Source organism: Curtobacterium sp. LFS084 (assembly GCF_047977705.1).
GTDB lineage: Bacteria > Actinomycetota > Actinomycetes > Actinomycetales > Microbacteriaceae > Curtobacterium.
In genome coordinates this window covers 84,989-101,921 of record NZ_JBFPFM010000007.1, presented here as the reverse complement: position 1 = coordinate 101,921, position 16,933 = coordinate 84,989, and the positions used below count along the sequence as shown (strand labels likewise).

The 16,933-nt window shown below is 71.6% G+C and carries 16 protein-coding genes; 6 read left to right on the top strand and 10 right to left on the bottom strand.

The genetic code is table 11. The features are described from left to right. Nucleotides 1–132 precede the first annotated feature (132 nt). The 3 genes from ACNQOV_RS06615 to ACNQOV_RS06605 all read left to right on the top strand — a co-directional run bounded on the left by ACNQOV_RS06615 (nucleotide 133) and on the right by ACNQOV_RS06605 (nucleotide 2,871). Nucleotides 133–1,614, top strand: coding sequence for a mannitol dehydrogenase family protein (locus ACNQOV_RS06615; protein WP_416393875.1), 1,482 nt, complete (start codon nucleotides 133–135; stop codon nucleotides 1,612–1,614). A gap of 94 nt (nucleotides 1,615–1,708) precedes the next feature. Next, the gene (locus ACNQOV_RS06610) at nucleotides 1,709–2,404 is read left to right on the top strand and encodes a helix-turn-helix transcriptional regulator (RefSeq protein ID WP_416393874.1); all 696 of its coding nucleotides are present in this window, start codon (nucleotides 1,709–1,711) and stop codon (nucleotides 2,402–2,404) included. 95 nt (nucleotides 2,405–2,499) lie between these two features. Next, complete coding sequence (locus tag ACNQOV_RS06605; RefSeq protein WP_416393873.1) at nucleotides 2,500–2,871, top strand: VOC family protein; 372 nt, start codon at nucleotides 2,500–2,502, stop codon at nucleotides 2,869–2,871. Between the two features lie 42 nt (nucleotides 2,872–2,913). Here the strand turns inward: ACNQOV_RS06605 and ACNQOV_RS06600 are convergent, their stop codons facing one another. Further along, nucleotides 2,914–3,465: a GNAT family N-acetyltransferase gene (locus ACNQOV_RS06600; RefSeq protein WP_416393872.1), complete on the bottom strand. Its 552-nt coding sequence runs from the start codon at nucleotides 3,463–3,465 to the stop codon at nucleotides 2,914–2,916. A gap of 25 nt (nucleotides 3,466–3,490) precedes the next feature. Continuing rightward, entirely contained in the window at nucleotides 3,491–4,483 is a 993-nt protein-coding gene (locus ACNQOV_RS06595; protein ID WP_416393871.1) for an alpha/beta hydrolase, read from the bottom strand. 166 nt (nucleotides 4,484–4,649) lie between these two features. Here ACNQOV_RS06595 and ACNQOV_RS06590 point away from each other — a divergent pair, with 166 nt between their 5' ends. Further along, complete coding sequence (locus tag ACNQOV_RS06590; protein WP_416393870.1) at nucleotides 4,650–6,701, top strand: transglycosylase domain-containing protein; 2,052 nt, start codon at nucleotides 4,650–4,652, stop codon at nucleotides 6,699–6,701. 136 nt (nucleotides 6,702–6,837) lie between these two features. Here ACNQOV_RS06590 and ACNQOV_RS06585 read toward each other — a convergent pair whose 3' ends face one another. From ACNQOV_RS06585 to ACNQOV_RS06570, 4 genes are read right to left on the bottom strand one after another with little or no spacing between them, the layout of a single operon-like run. After that, nucleotides 6,838–7,860, bottom strand: coding sequence for an ABC transporter substrate-binding protein (locus ACNQOV_RS06585; RefSeq protein WP_416393869.1), 1,023 nt, complete (start codon nucleotides 7,858–7,860; stop codon nucleotides 6,838–6,840). Between the two features lie 11 nt (nucleotides 7,861–7,871). Then, nucleotides 7,872–8,789 (bottom strand): ABC transporter ATP-binding protein, encoded by a 918-nt coding sequence (locus tag ACNQOV_RS06580; protein ID WP_402267381.1) that lies wholly within the window; start codon nucleotides 8,787–8,789, stop codon nucleotides 7,872–7,874. Next, nucleotides 8,786–9,940 (bottom strand): FecCD family ABC transporter permease, encoded by a 1,155-nt coding sequence (locus ACNQOV_RS06575; RefSeq protein WP_416393868.1) that lies wholly within the window; start codon nucleotides 9,938–9,940, stop codon nucleotides 8,786–8,788. The genes ACNQOV_RS06580 and ACNQOV_RS06575 overlap by 4 nt, the downstream gene beginning before the upstream one ends. Beyond that, a complete protein-coding gene (locus tag ACNQOV_RS06570) occupies nucleotides 9,937–11,025 on the bottom strand; it encodes a FecCD family ABC transporter permease (protein ID WP_416393867.1) in 1,089 nt (362 codons plus the stop codon). Before ACNQOV_RS06570 ends, ACNQOV_RS06575 begins: the two co-directional genes overlap by 4 nt. A 19-nt stretch (nucleotides 11,026–11,044) precedes the next feature. Between ACNQOV_RS06570 and ACNQOV_RS06565 the strand changes: the two genes are divergently transcribed. Further along, nucleotides 11,045–11,884 (top strand): siderophore-interacting protein, encoded by an 840-nt coding sequence (locus tag ACNQOV_RS06565; RefSeq protein WP_416393866.1) that lies wholly within the window; start codon nucleotides 11,045–11,047, stop codon nucleotides 11,882–11,884. Between the two features lie 16 nt (nucleotides 11,885–11,900). Here ACNQOV_RS06565 and ACNQOV_RS06560 read toward each other — a convergent pair whose 3' ends face one another. After that, nucleotides 11,901–12,413: a hypothetical protein gene (locus ACNQOV_RS06560; RefSeq protein WP_416393865.1), complete on the bottom strand. Its 513-nt coding sequence runs from the start codon at nucleotides 12,411–12,413 to the stop codon at nucleotides 11,901–11,903. 488 nt (nucleotides 12,414–12,901) lie between these two features. Here ACNQOV_RS06560 and ACNQOV_RS06555 point away from each other — a divergent pair, with 488 nt between their 5' ends. Next, nucleotides 12,902–13,279, top strand: coding sequence for a VOC family protein (locus ACNQOV_RS06555; protein ID WP_416393864.1), 378 nt, complete (start codon nucleotides 12,902–12,904; stop codon nucleotides 13,277–13,279). Between the two features lie 219 nt (nucleotides 13,280–13,498). Here ACNQOV_RS06555 and ACNQOV_RS06550 read toward each other — a convergent pair whose 3' ends face one another. From ACNQOV_RS06550 to ACNQOV_RS06540, 3 genes are read right to left on the bottom strand one after another with little or no spacing between them, the layout of a single operon-like run. Further along, on the bottom strand, nucleotides 13,499–14,413 hold the full coding sequence (locus tag ACNQOV_RS06550; protein WP_416393863.1) for a carbohydrate ABC transporter permease: 915 nt from the start codon (nucleotides 14,411–14,413) through the stop codon (nucleotides 13,499–13,501). A gap of 1 nt (nucleotide 14,414) precedes the next feature. Further along, nucleotides 14,415–15,380 carry a carbohydrate ABC transporter permease gene (locus tag ACNQOV_RS06545; protein WP_022905760.1) on the bottom strand — a complete coding sequence of 322 codons (966 nt, stop codon included), beginning with the start codon at nucleotides 15,378–15,380 and terminating at the stop codon, nucleotides 14,415–14,417. 45 nt (nucleotides 15,381–15,425) lie between these two features. Further along, the gene (locus tag ACNQOV_RS06540; protein WP_416393862.1) at nucleotides 15,426–16,793 is read right to left on the bottom strand and encodes an extracellular solute-binding protein; all 1,368 of its coding nucleotides are present in this window, start codon (nucleotides 16,791–16,793) and stop codon (nucleotides 15,426–15,428) included. Nucleotides 16,794–16,933 lie beyond the last annotated feature (140 nt).

Below are 16,933 nucleotides of genomic sequence, written 5' to 3'. Positions count from 1 at the left end.
GGTGCATCGATGCACTCGGTGCAACGACGTGGAGAGCATCTTCAGGTACGTACCCCGGCGGGAACCGTGGTTCTGAACAGATGTGCACGTGGTTGACTGGGCCGAGCACCTCCGCCGTACGAAGGAGTACCGATGCCCGTCCGCCTGTCCCCGGAGACCCTCGACGAGATCGCTGCGAGCGGTGTGGCCGTCCCGACCTACGACCGCGACGGGATCACGGCCGGCATCGTGCACTTCGGCGTCGGCGGCTTCCACCGGGCGCACCAGGCGATGGTGATCGACCGGCTGCTCCAGCGGGGCGAGGGCCGCGAGTACGGCATCTGCGGCGTCGGCGTCCTCGAGCAGGACCGCAGGATGGCCACGGCGATGGCCGAGCAGGGCGGGCTGTACACGCTCGTCCTCAAGCACGCCGACGGCACCCGCGAGTCCCGCGTGATCGGCAGCATCGTCGACTACCTGCTCGCCGTCGACGACCCCGACGCCGTCGTCGAGAAGATGGCGCACCCCGACACCAGGATCGTCAGCCTGACCATCACCGAGGGCGGCTACAACTTCGACCACGTCACCGGAGCGTTCGTCGCGGACGAGCCGGGCGTCGCGGCCGACCTGCGCGGCGACGGCCCGCCGCACACCGTGTTCGGACTCGTCGTCGAAGCCCTGCGGCGCCGGCGGGACCGCGGGCTGGAGCCCTTCACCGTGATGTCCTGCGACAACATCCAGGGGAACGGGCACGTCGCCCGCGAGATGTTCACCGCCTACGCCCGGCTGCAGGACCCGGCGTTCGCCGACTGGATGGACGAGCACGTCTCGTTCCCGAACTCGATGGTCGACCGGATCACCCCGGTCACCGCCGACGAGGACCGCGCCTGGGTCCGCGACGAACTCGGCATCGAGGACGCCTGGCCGGTCGTCGCCGAACCGTTCTTCCAGTGGGTGCTCGAGGACGACCACCCGGCAGGCCGCCCGCCGTACGAGCAGGCCGACGTCCAGATCGTCGACGACGTCGAGCCGTACGAGCTCATGAAGCTCCGACTCCTCAACGCCAGCCACCAGGGCCTGTGCTACTTCGGGTACCTGTCCGGGTACCGCTACGCGCACGAGGCCACGCAGGACCCGGCGATCGCGACCTTCCTGCGCCGGTACATGGACGAGGAGGGAACGCCGACCCTGCACCCGATGCCCGGCATCGACCTGGACGACTACAAGGCGACGCTCATCGAGCGGTTCCAGAACCCCGAGGTCCGCGACACCCTCGCCCGCCTCTGCGCCGAGTCGAGCGACCGCATCCCGAAGTGGCTGCTGCCGGTGGTGCGCGAGAACCTCGCCGCCGACCGACCCGTCACCCTGTCCGCGGGCATCGTGGCCTCGTGGGCGCGGTACGACGAGGGCACCGACGAGTCCGGCGAGCCGATCCGGATCGTGGACCGGCTGGCCGACGAACTGCACCGTATCGCGCTCACCCAGCGGGACGACCGGCTCGCCTTCATCCGGAACCGGCAGGTGTTCGGGGACCTGGTGGACGACGAGCGGTTCGTCGCGGCCTACCGCGACGCCCTCGACGGGCTGATCGCGGACGGCGCGCACGCGACGGTGACGCGCCTGTCGCGTTCCTGAGACGCGACCGTCCACGGGCCTGGAGGCGCGGTGCCGGCCCGCACCGCGCCTCCAGGCCCGTCCCGTGGTGCGTCCAGGGCGCTAGGGTCGCGTCGTGAACCGGACCGACCGCCTGTACGCGCTCGTCGAGGAGCTGCGCGCGGCGGCACCCGGCCGGCGGAGCGCTCGTCGCCTGGCCGAGCACTTCGGGGTGAGCGTCCGGACCGTCGAGCGGGACCTGCGCGCGCTGCAGGAGGCCGGCCTGCCGATCTGGTCCGAGCCGGGACGCACCGGCGGGTACACCATCGACGCCCGTGCGACGCTCCCGCCCCTCGGGTTCACCGTGGACGAGGCGCTCGCCGTGGCGATCGGCCTCGGGACCCTCGGTGCGAGCCCCTTCCGCGATGCCGCCAGGAGCGCGGCGCGCAAGGTCACCGCGGTCCTCGCCGAGGACGACGCCCGACGGACGGCCCGGCTCGCCGCACGGGTGCTCCTGCTCGAGGCGGGCGACCGGACCCCGGCACCCGTCGCCCTCGCGGGTGCGCTCACGGGCGGACGCGTGGTGCGGATGCGGTACCGCGACGCGAACGGCACCGAGACCGACCGCACGGTCGAGCCGCTCGGGTACGTCGGCAAGGGGGAGGACTGGTACCTCGTCGCCTGGTGCCGACTGCGCGACGGGGTCCGGGCGTTCCGCGGGGATCGGGTGCTGGCCGTCGAGGAGACCGACGAGGCCGCGCCGCCGCGGGTCGTCCGGATCGAGGAACTCGACATCTCGCACGGGGTGCTCCGACCCGTCCTCGGAGACTGACGGACCGATCCGCGGAAACACCGACAGGACGGTGTCGCGGACGGCGAGGATGCTCGTCCCCGGGTGGCCACGGTGGTCACCCGGGAAGGCACACCGTGGAGTTCGCATCGATCCGCATCATCACCGACGACCTGGAGGGGATGGTGGCGTTCTACGAGCGCGTCACCGGCACCACCGCCCGACGTCCGGCCCCGGTCTTCGCCGAGATCGTGACCGGCGGCCTCGTGCTCGCGCTCGCGACGCCGGCGACGGTCGCGATGCTCGGCGTCGACGCGCCACGGGCTGGTGTCGCGGGCAGTGCGATCGTCGAGTTCCTCGTGGCGGACGTGGACGCCGCCTTCGGTCGCCTGCAGGACGGGCTCGGCGACGTGGTGCTGCCGCCGACGACGATGCCGTGGGGCAACCGGTCCGCGCTCGTCCGGGACCCGGACGGCACGCTGGTGAACCTGTTCAGCCGTCCCGCGTGACCGTTCCGGTTCGGGGATCCCGGGGATCGCGAACCGGGACGGTCAGCGCTCGTCGTCGTCCCACGGCACCGGCGTGGTCGTGCCGGTCTCCCAGTCTCGCCGGAGCACGCCGTAGCCGACGGACGCGACGGGGCGTCCACCCTCGACTGGCCAGCCCTCGCGGTAGTGCGCCTCCTTCACCCAGCCCGCACGGACGAACACGCGCCGCATCGCGACGTTGTCCTCGCGCGTCTGCCCCTCGAAGCGCGTGACGGCGGGCAGGGTGGCGAACACGTGGTCCGTCGTCGCACGGAGCGCGGGCACACCGAGGCCACGGCCGCGGAACCGCCCGGCGATGCGGAGGTCGAAGAGCGGCACCGGATCCTCGAGGTCCTCGAGCCGGACGATCCCGACCCGCCCGAGCTCGGCGTGCTCGAGCCAGTACGTGTCGTGCTCACCGTCGCGGTAGGCGCCGGCGTCGACCGCGGCCTCGGCGTCGGCGCGGGCGATGGTGCGCCGGACGTGGAACGGGAACTCCTCGCTCGTGAGGAACGCGATCAGGTCGGCGCGGTCGGCGCCGGTCGGGTCGAGACGGACGAACGTGACGGCGGTCATGCAGGCCACGGTAGCGGCGGCTCGGTCAGCGGGGGAGGGACGCCGCCCAGCGGCCGATCGCGTCGTACGCGTGCTCCCGGACCTCGGGGACGGAGAGCACGACGTCGTGCAGGGCCCCGTGCAGTCGGCGGATTGTGACCTCGCTGCCGAGGGACAGTGCCCGGTGTGCGACGACGTCGACGTTGAGGGCGACGTCGGCCCGTGCCATGCCGTCGTCCCACCGGGGTTGCAGCATGCTCTTGTCGCTCAGGAGGACGAGCACGGGCACCTCGATGCCGAGGCCGTCCCCGACCGTGGCCTGCCCGTCGAACACCGCCGCGAGCCAGTTCGGGTGCAGGGGGAAGCCGCGGTCGGGTCGCCACTGCTGGTCGTACGTCCACGAGCCCTCGCCCGCGGCGGACACCGTGCGGGTGTAGAAGCCCGGGTCGACGGCGGGCATCGGCGCGAGCGGGTTCCGTCGGGCGCCGAGCCGGACGACCGGGGCGACGAGGGCACGGCCGACGGCCTTGGCCTGGAACTCGAGCCAGGGGCTGTTCAGGACGAGGCCGTCGACCCGGTCGGGGTGCCGTGCCGCCCAGAGCGACAGGGTGAGTCCGCCGGTGGAGTGTCCCATCGGCACGAGTCGTCGGCCCGTCTCACCGTGGTGCTCGGCGGCGATCGCGTCGAGCGCGGCGGCGATGTCCTCGTCGTAGGTGGCGAGGTCGTCGACGTTCCCCGGGGTCTGCCCGGGCCGCAGGCTCCGCCCGTACTTGCGCAGGTCGAGGGCGTGGAACCGGGCGCCGAGCCGCTCGATCCGATCCGCGAGCTCGACCTGGAAGAAGTAGTCCGACCAGCCGTGCACGTACAGCACGTCGACACCGTGCAACGGGCCGTGCGCGTGCAGCAGGAGGTCCGCCGGGGTGCGGCGTCGGCGGACGAGCGTCGCCACCACCGGTCCCTCGTGGTCGTCGCCGAGCGGGAGTTCGAGGCGTTCGAACGGCGCCCCGAGCACGTCCTCGCGCCAGCCCTGGTCCGCCATCCGTCGAGCGTATCCGCCCGCCTTCCGTAACGATCCGTACCGCCTCGGGACCTTCCCAGCCGCTCTGGTGGGATTCCCCGGCGAAGTCCCGGGAGTCGTCCGAACACGGCTGGGAGGGTCCGGGGACCGCAGCAGCGGGGATCCACACGAGGGGGAGGCCCAGGGGATGACGTTCAGACGTGCAGGAGGAGCCGCGCTCGGCTTCGTCGGCGGGAGTGTGCTCGCCGGTTTGTTGGTCGGGGTCGGCGTGACGCCGGTGCTGGCGGTGGCCGGGGTGGGGACGACCTCGGCGATCGGGGTGTTCGACTCGATGCCCGAGTACATCGAGATCGGCGAGCTGCCCCAGCGGAACGAGGTCTGGGCGTACCGCGGCGGGAAGCCCGTGCACCTGGCGAACGTCTGGGCGCAGAACCGTCAGGAGCTCAGCCTCGACCAGATCAGCGACACCCTCGAGCACGCGGCGGTGGACGGCGAGGACAAGCGCTTCTACGAGACCGGCGGGGTCGACGCGACGAGCATGGTCCGGTCCCTCGTGAGCGTCGTCGCCGCGGGTGGCAAGGGCGGCTCCGGCGGGTCGACCATCACGATGCAGCTGGTGCGGAACATCAAGATCCAGCAGGCGAGCGAGCTCCCGACGGCCGAGGAGCGCGACGCCGCCTACGAGGAGGCGACGAAGCGTTCCGCTCAGCGCAAGCTCGCCGAGATGAAGCTGGCGATCGGCCTCGCGAAGGAGTACTCGAAGCAGGAGATCCTGTCGGCGTACCTCAACATCGCGTACTTCGGCGACCAGACGTACGGCGTGCAGGCCGCCGCGCAGCGCTACTACGGCAAGGACGCCACCGACCTGTCCCCGGCCGAGGCCGCGTCGCTGATCGCGATCGTGCAGTGGCCGGAGCGGCGGGACCTGTCACGCCCGAGTCACTACGCCGACAACGTCGCCCGCCGTGACGTCATCCTCCGGTCGATGCGCGAGCAGGGGCACCTGAGCCGTGCCGAGCTCACCGAGGCGCTCGCGACGAAGCCAGCCGACTACGTCCGTCTCACGCCCCCGCAGCAGGGGTGCGAGGCCGTCGCCCGCGGCGCCGAGTTCTTCTGCCAGTACGCGGTCGAGGTCGCGAGGCAGCTGCCGCAGCTCGGCCCGACCGAGGACCGCCGCGACGACGCCTGGCGGAAGGGAGGGTACCGGGTGCAGACGACGCTCGACCTCGACCTGAACGGCCAGCAGAAGGCGCTGCTCGACCGCTACGACCCGGCAACCGAGGCTCGGTTCGCCCTCGGCGCGACACTGGACACGGTCGAGGCGGGGACGGGCCGCGTCCTGACCATGGCGCAGAACAAGGACTACGACCGCTCGTCGGACGCCCCGGCGAGTGCGACCTCGCTGAACTACGCGACCGACGAGGACAACGGCGGCTCGACCGGGTTCCAGGTCGGCTCGACCTACAAGATGTTCACGCTCCTGCAGTGGCTGGCCGCGGGCAGGAGCCCGGACGCGGTCGTCGACGGCACCAAGCGCGGCCGGAGCACCTGGACGCAGTGCGGGCAGACCATCGACTCCTACTGGAACCCGAAGAACGACTCTCCGGGGCAGACCGGCCCGTTCACGGTCCGGCAGGCCACGGCACAGTCGGTGAACGCCGCCTACGCGTCGATGGCCGAGCAGCTCGACCTGTGCGACATCCGCGACACCGCGGCGGCGCTCGGCGTGCACCCGGCCACCGGTGGCATCCTGCCCGCGAACCCGGCTGCGGTGCTCGGCACGACGAGCATCGCGCCCCTCACCATGGCGGCCGCGTACGCGGGTGTGGCGAACGGCGGGGTGTACTGCGCGCCGATCGTCATCGACCAGGTGACGTCGCGGGACGGCGAGGAGCTCGGTGGGCAGCCGCGGGCGTGCCGGCAGGCCGTGCCGACCGCCGTCGCGACCGCCGCGTTCGAGGTCATGCAGGGAGCGTTCCGCGGCGGCACCGCCAGCGGCGGGCAGACACCGGACGGCGCGACGCTCTTCGGCAAGACGGGCACGACCGACGCCGCCGACCAGATCTGGCTCGTCGGCGGGACGACCCGAGCGGTGACCGCCTACTGGCAGGGCAACACCGACGGCGGGAAGGCGAACCTGCGGCACTTCGCCAACGTCGAGGGGACGTACGCGAGCACCCGCGCAGCCGTGTGGCGGCAGGCGCAGACGGCCGTCAACGCGGCGGTGCCGGTGGGGTGACGGACTGACGGACCGACGGACGGGAGGCGCGGTGCCAGCTGGCACACCTCCCTCGCATGCTCGGTCGGCGCGCCCCGCGTGACGCTGGCGCGTCACCGCTGAGCGGGGCGCGCTCCCGTCCGTCGGCAGGTGTGGACTAGGACAGCTTCTTGCTGTCCTGGAGCCAGCCCGCGAGCTGCTGCATGTAGGCGGCCTGCGAGGTGTAGTCGAGTGCGGGGAAGGTCCAGCTGTGGACCTGACCCGCTTCGAGGGCCGCGTTGTCGGCGAACGTCGGCTGCTTCTCGAGGTCGGCGACCTGGTAGCCCTGCTGCGAGAGCAGGATCACGTCACCGGAGATCTGGCCGGCGTTCTCCCACGAGTAGATGCCCCAGTAGAAGCCCTTCGGCTTCGGGTTCACGAAGTCGACGCCGAACGAGGTGTACATCTGCAGCGTCGGCTCGTCGGTCGGCCGCGTCACGTAGGCGCCGTCGCCGTCGGCGTACATCGAGACGACCGAGAGGTCCGAGTCCTTCGCGACCTTCTCGAGGTCGTCGGCGGCGGTCTCGAAGCGGTCCTCGGCCTTGTCGACCGTCGACTCCTTCGCACCGAGCGACTCGGCGAGCTTCGCGATCGTCTCGATGACGTCCTCGCCCTTGCCGCCCCACTTGACCTGGGCGACCGGAGCGATCGCCTCGACCTGCTTCTGCTGCTCCTTGTCCTTGAACCCGTAGCCCGGCTGGGTGGTGTCGAGCGTGCCCTGCTCGTCGGTCGGGTAGACCGAGGTGACGACGAGGTCGGGCTTCAGCGCGGCGAGCTGCTCGAGGTCGATGTCGCCGTAGGCGGCGCCGAGCTGCGTGATGCCGTCGGTGTCGAGGTCGTCGAAGCGGGCGTCCTTCGCCATGGTGAGCTGCCCGAAGGTGCCGACCGGCTTGAGCCCGTACTCGATGAACGAGATCGCGATGTCGTTGAGCACGACGACGCGCTTCGGGGTGTGGTCGACCTTGATGGTCGTGCCGGTGGCGTCCTTGTACGACCAGGCGCCGTCGGCCGCGGCGCTGCTGCCGCTGCCGGCGCTGTCGTCGGAGCTGTTCGTGCTGGAGCAGCCGGCGAGGAGGAGGGCCGAGACGGCCACGGAGGTCACGAGGGCGGCGCGGAAGGAGCCGCGGCGGATGATCTTCACGTTAGGAGAGGCTAACCTAAGTTACGGGTGCCCGCCAGTTCGGATTCCGGACGGGTGGTGCCGGCCGGCGTCGCCTCGGCCCGGACCACGTCGTGCTCGTCGGCCTCGGGCACGATCATCGGCGCACCGGTCACCGGGTCCGCCACGACGCGGGCGTGCAGGCCGAACGCACGGTCCAGCAGCTCCGGGGTGAGGACCTCGGCAGGCGTGCCGTCGGCCGCGATGCCGCCGTCGTGCAGGACGACGAGCCGGTCCGAGTAGCGGGCTGCGAGGGTCAGGTCGTGCAGGACCATGACCACGGTCGACCCCTGCTCGCGGTTGAGGCGCCGGACGAGCCGGAGGACCTCGAGCTGGTGCGCCAGGTCGAGGTACGTCGTCGGTTCGTCGAGGAGGAGGGTGTCGGCCTGCTGGGCGACGACGAGGGCGATCCACGCTCGTTGCCGCTGGCCGCCGGAGAGGCTCGCGACGTCGCGGTGGGCGACCTCGGTCAGGCCGGTGGCCGCGATCGCCTGCTCGGCGATGTCCGCGTCGTCGGCCGTCCAGGGCTTCGCCCACGACTGGTGCGGGTTCCGGCCGCGCATGACCAGGTCGAGCACGCTCGTGCCGGCCGGGGCGACGGGGGACTGCGGCAGGATCGCGAGCTTCTTCGCGACCGCCCGGTTCGGCTCGCGGCGGATCGGCACGCCATCGAGGTGGACCTCGCCGGACTGCGGCTTCAGGACGCGGCCGAAAGCCTTGAGCAGCGTGGACTTCCCGCAGCCGTTCGCACCGAGGAAGGTCGTCACCGTGCCGCGTTCGATCCGCAGGTCGAGGTCGGCGAGCACGGGGTGCCGGTCGTAGCCGACGGCGAGTCCGCGGGCCTCGAGCACGGGCACGGCGGTGCCGGGCTGGGTGTCGGTGGTGCCGGGCCGGGTGTCGGTGCGGGTCATCGGGACATCTCCTTGCGGTGACGGATGAGGAGCCAGATCAGGTACGGGGCGCCGATCACGGTCGTGATGATGCCCACCGGGACCTGCCAGGGGAACGCCGAGCGGGCGAGCAGGTCGGCGGCGAGGACGAGGGCGGCGCCGAGCGCTCCGGCGAGCAGCAGGGGCGGACGGTTCGTGCCGGCGAGCCGGAGCCCGACCTGCGGGACGACGAACGCGACGAACCCGACCGGGCCGGCTGCGGCGACGGCCGCGGCGGTGAGGACGACCGCGAGCGCGATGACGACGAGCCGGTGCCGCTGGACGGCCAGGCCGACGCCGGTCGCGACCTCGTCGCCGAGCTGCCCGATGCCGAGGGCGGCGCTCGTGGCCAGCGCCAGGGGGACGGCGACCGCGGCGACGATCAGCAGCGGCCAGACGCTCGACCAGGACGTGCTCGACAGGCTGCCGACGAGCCACTGCGAGGCCGCGGCCGCGGCGGTGATCTTCGCGCGGACGAGCAGGTAGCTCGTGACGGCGTCGAGCGTCGCGCCCACCCCGATGCCGACGAGGATCAACCGGTAGCTCTGCACCCCGCCGCGCCACCCGAACCCGTACACGGCCGCAGCCGCGAGGAGCGCGCCGATCGTCGCGGCGACCGGGATGCCGCCGCCGAGGACGACCGCGGAGACCGAGTACGACCCGCCGCCGAGCACGATCGCGGCCACCGCTCCCACGCTCGCGCCGGAGGTCACCCCGATGATGTCCGGCGTCCCGAGCGGGTTCCGCGTGAAGGTCTGGGTCAGGGCTCCGGCGACCCCGAGCGTGAGGCCCACCAGCGCACCCGTCAGCACGCGGGGGAGGCGCAGGGTGGAGACGATGAAGGCGTCCGGTCCCGACTCGAGCCCGAACAGCGACCGGATCACCGTCACCGGGGCGATCCAGGTCGACCCGATCGCGACGCCGAGGACGATCAGGACACCGACGGTCCCGAGTGCGGCGACCGTGTACCAGAAGACCCGGGGGCGCCAGGCGAGCCCGACGGGGCCGATGACGACGCCGCGACGGCCCGCGGCGGTGTGTGTGCGGAGGTGCGTCTGCGTCTGCGTCTGCGCGTCCGTGCGCGTCTGCGTCTGCGCGTCCGTGCGCGTCCGCGCCTGCTCCGCCGCGCTCACAGCGACACCAGCGATCGGCGGCGTGCGACGGCGACGAACACCGGGCCGCCGATGACGGCGAGGACGATGCCGACCTCCACCTCGGCGAAACCGCCGATCAGGCGGCCGACCACGTCGGCGAGGACCACGAGCGCGGCCCCGACGAGCGCGGACACCGGCAGGGTCCAGCGGTGCCCCGTGCCGACGAGGGCCCGGGCGACGTGCGGCACGGTCAGCCCGACGAACCCGATCGGTCCGGCGGCGGCGGTCGCCCCGGCGGCGAGGAGCGTGATGCCGCCGAGTCCGACGAGTCGCGCGACGAGCACGTTCTCCCCGAGGCCCTTCGCCAGGTCGGTCCCGAGTCCGAGTGCGTCGAGCGCCCGCACGTTCAGCACGGCGAGCACCAGCCCGGCCACCAGGAACGGCCACACGGCTCCGAGGACGTCGAGCTGCCGTGCCGCGAGCGACCCGACGACCCACAGGCGGTACGCGTCGAGCGAGTCCTGGTCGGTGAGCACCACGAACGACGTCAGGGCGCCGAGGAGTGCCGACACCGCCGCGCCGGCGAGGGCGAGGGGCACCGGACTCGCGGTACCGCTCCCCGCGATCGTCACCGAGAACACGACGACGCTCGCCACGAGGGCCCCCACGAGCGCGAACCACACCGTGGCGCCCGTGCTCGTGATGCCGAAGACGTAGACGCCGATCACGACCGCGAGGCCGGCGCCCGACGAGACACCGAACAGGCCGGGGTCGGCGAGGGGGTTCCGGGTGTGGCCCTGCATGAGCAGCCCGGCGATCCCCAGGGCGGCGCCGACGGCCGCGCCGATGAGCGTCCGCGGGATGCGCGAGCCCCAGACGATGGCCTCGTCCGTGCTGCTCCCGGTGCGCAGGAGCCCGTCGAGCACCCGGTCCGCGCCGATCCGGTTGCTGCCGAGGAGCAGGCTCGCCAGCGCCACGAGCACGACCACCACGACGAGGCCGACGATCACGAGCGCCCGCCGCCGGAGCGCGGTGCGGTGCACACCGAGCGCGTCCGACGGACGCGCTCGGTGGGACTGCCGGACGGGAGCCGGAGCGGAGATCGGGGCTGGCACGGAGATCATCTTAGGTTAGCCTTGCCTCATGGCGAAGATCCCGCGGCTCCTGCCCGAGAACCCCCGGCTCTTCCGTGCCCACGTCGTGGGCAGCGCCCGGGTCACCCCGTCGATGCACCGCGTCACGATCACCGGGGACGACCTCGGCGAGTTCCGGTACCTCGGGTTCGACCACTGGTTCCGCCTCTTCGTGCAGCGCCCCGACCAGGACGCGTTCCGGATGCCCGAGCTCGACGGCACGAAGTGGTGGCCGACCTACCTCGCCATCCCCGAGGACGTCCGGCCGCACTGCGCGAACTACACCGTCGCCGCCTTCCGCCGACTCGCCGACGGCACGGCCGAGCTCGACGTCGACTTCGTCGTGCACACCGACGACGACGGCACCCCCGAGGGCCGAGCCGCGATCTGGGCCTGCGGTGCACGCCCCGGCGACGAACTCGCCCTGCTCGACCAGGGCTGCATCTTCGACTGCCCGCCCGACACCAGCGAGGTCCTGATCGCCGCCGAGGAGACCGGGCTCCCCGGGGTCGTCGGGATCGCGGCGTCGCTGCCGAGGGACACCGTCGGCCGCATCATCCAGGAGGTCCCCACGGTGGCCGACGTCCGCGCGCTCGACGCCCCGGCCGGGGTGCGCGTCACGTGGATCGTCCGCGACGAGGTCGACGAGCACGCGGTCCCGGGGCGGGCGGCGCTCGCCGAGCTCCAGCGGCACGTGCCGACCGACGACCGCGGCTACGCCTTCGTGGTGGGGGAGTCGACCCTCGCGACCGAGGGGCGTCGACACCTGCACCGGGCCGGGCTGCCGAAGTCGCGGATCACCTTCTCGGGCTTCTGGAAGCACCAGGCCCGCGAGTCCGTCCCCGCCTGACGCACATCCCCTCGCCTCAGGGTGTCCAACCCCGGGGCACCACGAACGCGTCCCACAGTGCTCGCCCCGACCGGTCCGCGGTGCTGACGTCGAGCACGATTCCGTCCGCGTCGGCGGGCACCGTGATGGACAGCCGCGTCGTGGCGCCGCAGACGATGTCGCCCTCGTCGAGGACCGAGCGCGGGTTCGTCGACTCGCCGCCGTGCTCCTTCTGGGTGGTGAAGTCGCGGATCGTCAGGTGCACGATCGCCGTCGAGCGGCACACAGCGAGGACGTCGTACGGGCCGGAGAGGTCGTACTCGAGCGCGGCGGACCCCGTGACCGCTCCACGCTCGTCGTCGTCCACGAGGAGCTGCCCACCGGCTCCGCCCGCTGCACTCTCGCCACCGCCGAGGAGCGAGGACATCCGGTCGAACCACGCGTGCCCGTAGTCCTTCGGGAACGCGTCGTGGCCCGAGCAGCCGGTCAGGGTCAGCATGACGCCGGTGGCGGCGATCGCGGACAGCAGCCGCCGGCGGGTCTTCAGCACCCCGCGATCATCCCGGAACACGCAGCGGTCCGGCGACCCCTCGTCCGGGGTACCGACAGACGGACAGGAGGCGCGGTACCAGCTGGCACCGCGCCTCCCGTCCGTCCCGGGGTCGCGTCAGCGTTCCCGCTGGCTACGCCCGTTCCCACCGGCTATGCCCGCTCCCGCCAGGTACGCCCGTTCCGACCAGGCGAGCCCGCGGTACCTGGTCGATTCGGGCGTACTGCCCCGAACGTTCCGACCAGGTACGCCCGTTCCCGTCAGGTGCGCCCGTTCCCGCCGGGTACGCCCGTTCCGACCAGGCGAGCGGGCGGTACCTGATCGATCCGGGCGTACCGCCTCGAAACTTCCGACCAGGTACGCCCGAATCCGCCAGGTACGACCGACCGACCGACCGACCGACCGACCGACCGCCCGGGCCGCGGGACCCCGCGACCACCGACCGTCGTGCGAGCCCGCCCGCTCGACGGACGGGTAGCGTCCGCGGCATGAGCAGCCGACTGAGCGAACTCGTCCTCAACTGCGCCGACCCCGAGGCGTTGTCGCGCTTCTGGTGCGCGGTCCTCGACTACGTCGAACTCGCAAGGGACGAGGACGGCATCGAGATCGGCCCAGCCGCTGGGTTCGGCGGCGCGACCCCGACGATCATCCTCGCGAAGGTCGAACACGCGAAGACGCAGCCGCTCCGGCTCCACCTCGACCTCAGTCCCGTGGACCGCGACCAGGACGCCGAACTCGATCGGCTGCTGGCGCTCGGAGCGCGGCCGGCCGACGTCGGACAGACGGGGGAGGAGTCCTGGCACGTCCTGCAGGACCCGGAGGGCAACGAGTTCTGCCTCCTCCGAACACGGCTCGCGCCGCTCTGAAGGAGCCCCCTCGCGAGGCGCGACCCGGAGACGGACAGGAGGCGGGGGGGCCGCCGGCCCCCCCCCCCCCCCGCCCGCGCCGGCGGCCGCCCCCCCCCCCCCCCCCGGGGGCGGGGGCCCCCCGGCCCCCCCGCCTCCCTGGCAGGCTCGGTCGGCGCGCCCCGCGCAACGCTTCGCGTTGCCGCTGAGCGGGGCGCGCCCGTCCGTCCTGTGGTTGCGTCAGCCCTTCAGGCCGGACCCCGTGACGCCCTCGACGATCTGCCGCTGGAAGATCAGGTAGAGGATGATCAGCGGCAGCGCCGCGAGGATCGCTCCGGCCTGGATGTCCGCGTAACGCTGGCCGAAGCTGCCCTGGACCGTGGCGAGCCCGACCGGGATCGTCATGAGGTCCGGGTTCGACAGCACGAACAGCGGCAGCAGCAGGTTGTTCCAGACCCCGACGAACGTCAGGATCGTCACCGCCGCGATCACCGGACGCGACAGCGGCAGGATGACCGACCAGTAGACCTTCCAGATGCCGGCGCCGTCGATCCGGGCGGCCTCCTCGAGCTCCCGCGGGATCCCGTCGAAGAACTGCTTGAAGATGAACACCGCGATCACGGCGGGCACCTGCGGGAAGATGACCGACCAGTAGGTGTTCAGCAGGCCGACGGAGTTGAGCTCCTGGAAGATCGGGATGATCAGCACCTGCGTGGGGATCATGATCCCGAGGATGATGAGCAGGAACGCGATGTTCCGCCCGCGGAAAACGAGTCGTGACAGCGCGAACGCGGCCATCGACGCGAACAGCACCGTCAGGAGCGCGGTGACCACGCTCGTGATGCCGCTCGCGAGGTACCAGTTCCAGATGTCGCCGGCCTGGAACAGTGCCGCGTACGAGTGCAGCGTCGGGTTCCAGTTGGACAGGATGGCGTTCGCGCCGAGGGCCGCGACGCCGTTGTCGGACAGCGACGTCTTCAGGGCGAACAGGCTCGGGATGAGCCAGATGATCGCGAACACCGTGAGGATGATCGCGGCCGTGATGTTGAACCCCTTGCCCGAGACGCCGATCTTCGCGGCGTTCGCGGGTGCCGCGGCGGAGACGCCGGAGCGGAAGCGGGGGCGGTCGGTGGTGATGCTCTCGGTGGCGGTCATGTCAGGCCCCGATCTCTCGCTTGGCGGCAGCGCGCTCGACGAGCTGCCGGATGACTGCGATCGCGACGATCACGATGAACAGGAGCACCGATGCGGCCGAGGCGGCACCGAGTCGGTTGTCGGTGAAGCCGACGCCCGTGATGAGCTGCAGCGAGACCTGGGTGGAGATGCCCGGTCCGCCGTTCGTCATCAGGTACACCTGGTCGAAGATCTTCAGGCTGGCGATGATCTGCAGCAGGATCACCAGCGTCGTGGTGCGACCGAGCAGCGGCAGCGTGATCGACTTGATCTGCTGCCAGCTCGACGCCCCGTCGACCGCGGCGGCTTCGTACAGTTCGCGCGGGATCTCCTGGAGCCCGGCGAGGTAGAGGACGAAGTTGAACCCGAGCGTCCACCAGACGGTGGCGATCGCAACGCCGATCATCGCGGTGTTCGGGCTCGCCAGCACGCCGGCGCCCGGCGTGATGCCGATCGCCTGCTGGACGGACGCGAACAGACCCGTCGCCGGGGTGAAGATGAACACCCAGATGAGCGAGATCGTCGCCGAGGGCAGGATGAACGGCAGGAAGAACGCCAGGCGGAAGAACCACTGGCCGCGGTTCATCCGGTTCGTCAGCACGGCGAACAGGAACGCCAGGATGACGAGCGGCGGCGTCGTGTACAGCGTGAACTGCAGCGTGTGCCAGAGCGACGACCAGAAGTCGGCGCGGCCGAGCATCTCGGCGTAGTTGGCGAACCCGGCGAAGCTGCCGAGCCCGGTGCGGACGGTCGAGGTGTTGAAGAAGCTCGAGACGATCATCCAGATCGTGGGGCCGAGCAGGAAGGCCAGGTAGAACAGGCCGAACGGTGCGAGGAAGAGCCACCCGCTGCGGCCCTGGCCGCGCGTGAGGCTGGTCCGGTAGGTGCCGGTTCGTCGAGGAGCGGTGGTCGCCTCCGTGGGACGGGTGAGGACTGGTGCTGCAGTCACGTCATCGTGCCTTTCGCGCGGTGTTCACGGTGGGGACGTGCCCGGTCACAGCGGGCTCGGGGTGTTGAGGTAGGTCGCGAGCTGGTCCTTGATCGCCGACATGGCCTGCGCGGGGGAGCTGCTGCCCTGCTGGACGAGGGCGAGCTGGGCGCCGACGGTGTTCTCGAACGTCGATCCGGAGCCGCCGTACCAGGCCGGGTCGTCGAACACCGCGCTCTCGGCGGCCGAGGCGTAGTTCGACTGCGGCGTGAGCTTCTTGTACGCGGTGCTGTCGTACGTCGGCAGGTACGCCGGGACGTGTCCGCCCTGGGCCCAGGTGAGGCTCTGCTCGAGCATCTGCTTGATGAAGAGCATGTGGGCCTTCCGCTGCTCCGGCGTCCGGTCCTTGCGGGGCAGGATGAACGTGTGCGAGTCGGCCTGCGTCGCCGGCTTGTCGAAGAGCTGCGGGATCGGCGCCATGCCGAACTTCAGCCCCTTGATCGACTGCGCCGTGCTGATCTCCCACTCGCCCTGCATGAAGAAGCCGGCCTTGCCGGTGAACATCAGCGTCTGCGCCGTGGCGTAGTCGAGGCCCTTGTTCAGCCAGCCGTTCTTGACCCACTTCTGGGTCATGTCGGTGACCTTCGTGTAGGCGTCCTCGTTCACGGTCAGCTTCGAGCCGCCGTCGCTGATGAACGGCGTCGCCCCCTCGATCTGGTTGTACATGGTCCAGAAGAAGCGCCACGGGGTCGCGACCTCGCTGACGTTGGCGACGTTGAGGGCCGTGCCGCCGGTGACCTTCGCGACCGCGGCCAGCGCGCTCTCGAAGGCGTCGATCCCGGTGAGGTTCTTGAGCTTGCCGTCGCCGTCGATCAGGCCCGCCTTCTGGCAGATGTCAACGTTGTAGAACAGGACGAACGGGTGGGTGTCGAGCGGGATGCAGATGTTCTTCCCGTCGGTCTTCTGCGCCGTCCAGGCCTTCTGGTTGAAGTCGCTGGCGCTCAGGCCGACGCTCGCCAGGTCGTCGCTCGTGATGGGGTCGAGCAGGTCACCGTCCCAGAGCGGCTTCGCACGGGTGAGGTGGGCGATCGCGACGTCCGGCGGCTTGTTCCCGACGGTGGCCAGTGTGACCTTCGAGTAGTACGGGTTGCCCCACGCGAAGGTGGTCGCCTGCAGGGACGACGAGCCGCCGTGCTGCTTGGCGTAGCCGGCCTCCATGTCCTGCATGCGGACGCCGTCACCGCCGCCGAAGAGGTTCCAGAAGACCAGGGTCTCCGGGTTGAGCGGGGCTCCGGCGATGCCGGCGGCGAGGGGGCTGGAGCAGGCCGCGAGCGGCAGCACCGTGGCGGCGGCTGCACCTGCGGCGAGGAGGCTCCTCCGCGTGAAGGCACCGCCTCGTGGGTGCGAGGTGGGTACGGGGATACGGTTCGGCATGGCATCACTCCATCGGGACGGGCCGAGTCGGAGCAGGGTCGGTGCTCCGTGAGCGCTCACGTTAGCGCGCGTCCCGGCGTGCCGCCACCCTTTCGGTGCGGGTGACGGCCGATCCGTGATGTTCGCGGGCGCCCCCTTTC

What these genes read in the sequence shown, in the direction of transcription:
- ACNQOV_RS06615 (WP_416393875.1), top strand. Translation starts at nt 133, where the DNA reads ATGCCCGTCCGCCTGTCCCCGGAGACCCTCGACGAGATCGCTGCGAGC.
- ACNQOV_RS06600 (WP_416393872.1), bottom strand. Translation starts at nt 3,465, where the DNA reads ATGACCGCCGTCACGTTCGTCCGTCTCGACCCGACCGGCGCCGACCGC.
- ACNQOV_RS06595 (WP_416393871.1), bottom strand. Translation starts at nt 4,483, where the DNA reads ATGGCGGACCAGGGCTGGCGCGAGGACGTGCTCGGGGCGCCGTTCGAA.
- ACNQOV_RS06590 (WP_416393870.1), top strand. Translation starts at nt 4,650, where the DNA reads ATGACGTTCAGACGTGCAGGAGGAGCCGCGCTCGGCTTCGTCGGCGGG.
- ACNQOV_RS06580 (WP_402267381.1), bottom strand. Translation starts at nt 8,789, where the DNA reads ATGACCCGCACCGACACCCGGCCCGGCACCACCGACACCCAGCCCGGC.
- ACNQOV_RS06570 (WP_416393867.1), bottom strand. Translation starts at nt 11,025, where the DNA reads ATGATCTCCGTGCCAGCCCCGATCTCCGCTCCGGCTCCCGTCCGGCAG.
- ACNQOV_RS06565 (WP_416393866.1), top strand. Translation starts at nt 11,045, where the DNA reads ATGGCGAAGATCCCGCGGCTCCTGCCCGAGAACCCCCGGCTCTTCCGT.
- ACNQOV_RS06555 (WP_416393864.1), top strand. Translation starts at nt 12,902, where the DNA reads ATGAGCAGCCGACTGAGCGAACTCGTCCTCAACTGCGCCGACCCCGAG.
- ACNQOV_RS06550 (WP_416393863.1), bottom strand. Translation starts at nt 14,413, where the DNA reads ATGACCGCCACCGAGAGCATCACCACCGACCGCCCCCGCTTCCGCTCC.
- ACNQOV_RS06540 (WP_416393862.1), bottom strand. Translation starts at nt 16,793, where the DNA reads ATGCCGAACCGTATCCCCGTACCCACCTCGCACCCACGAGGCGGTGCC.